The following is an 821-nucleotide window of genomic DNA, read 5'->3' as shown; positions in this document are numbered from 1 at the left end:
GCCAGGATATTTTCGTGGCCCGCCTCACCGACGCAGCTGCGCCGACCGACTGGGACTGGGCGCAGCAGGCCGGCGGATTTTATGACGAGCAAGCCAGCGGCGTGGCCGTGCGCAACGGGGCCGTGTACGTGGTAGGGTTTGTGCGCAACTACACTTTTCTGAACCTGCCGGGCGGGGTGGCCACCGTTCGGTTCGGTTCAATCTACTTTCCGGGCAGCGGCAGCAGCGGCAACCCCAACAACGACTCGTTTGTGGCGCGCGTGACGGATACGGCGCCGGGCGTGGCGCCCGGCTGGGACTGGGCCATCACCGATAATAGCTTTGGCAACGGCCAGGCCAACGCGGTGGCGGCTACGGCCACCGGGCTGTATGTGGGCGGCACTAGCGTGGGGCTCACCACCTTTGGCAACGCCGACGGCTCGCCCGCCGGCAGCAGCTCTTTTCAAAACCTGACCATTGCCAGCGTGGCCGACAACGGCGCGGCCGGCGGGGCCTGGCAAAAGGTGCGCTGGGCGCGCACGTTCAACGGCCGGGCCACCGTAACGGCTACGGCGGTGGGCAGCGCGGGGCAGGTGTACGTGGCCGGGTATTTCACGGGGCAGGTGCGGTTCAATGACATTGAGATTGGCTGCATCGGCAGCTCCGACGTATTTGTGGCGCGCTGGGAGCCCGGCACCGGCACCTGGGCCTGGGTGGTGCAGGGCGGGGGCGGGGCCGAAGACAAGGCCATGGCGCTGGCCGTGAGCGGCAATGCGGTGTACGTGGGCGGCTCGGTGGGCAATAATATTCTGGCAGGGGCTGCGGGCGGCTCGGCGGACGTG

1 protein-coding gene is annotated in these 821 nt (G+C 68.1%); it reads left to right on the top strand.

Going from position 1 to position 821, the window contains the following annotated elements; translation table 11 throughout:
- Window positions 1–14 precede the first annotated feature (14 nt).
- Window positions 15–821 (top strand): hypothetical protein (locus ACYVDE_RS24730; RefSeq protein ID WP_460504173.1); only part of this gene is annotated, 807 nt, incomplete at its 3' end.

It is taken from the genome of Hymenobacter agri (assembly GCF_054778495.1).
Note: the sequence above shows the minus strand (reverse complement) of the source record. Positions and strands in the feature narration are given on the sequence as shown.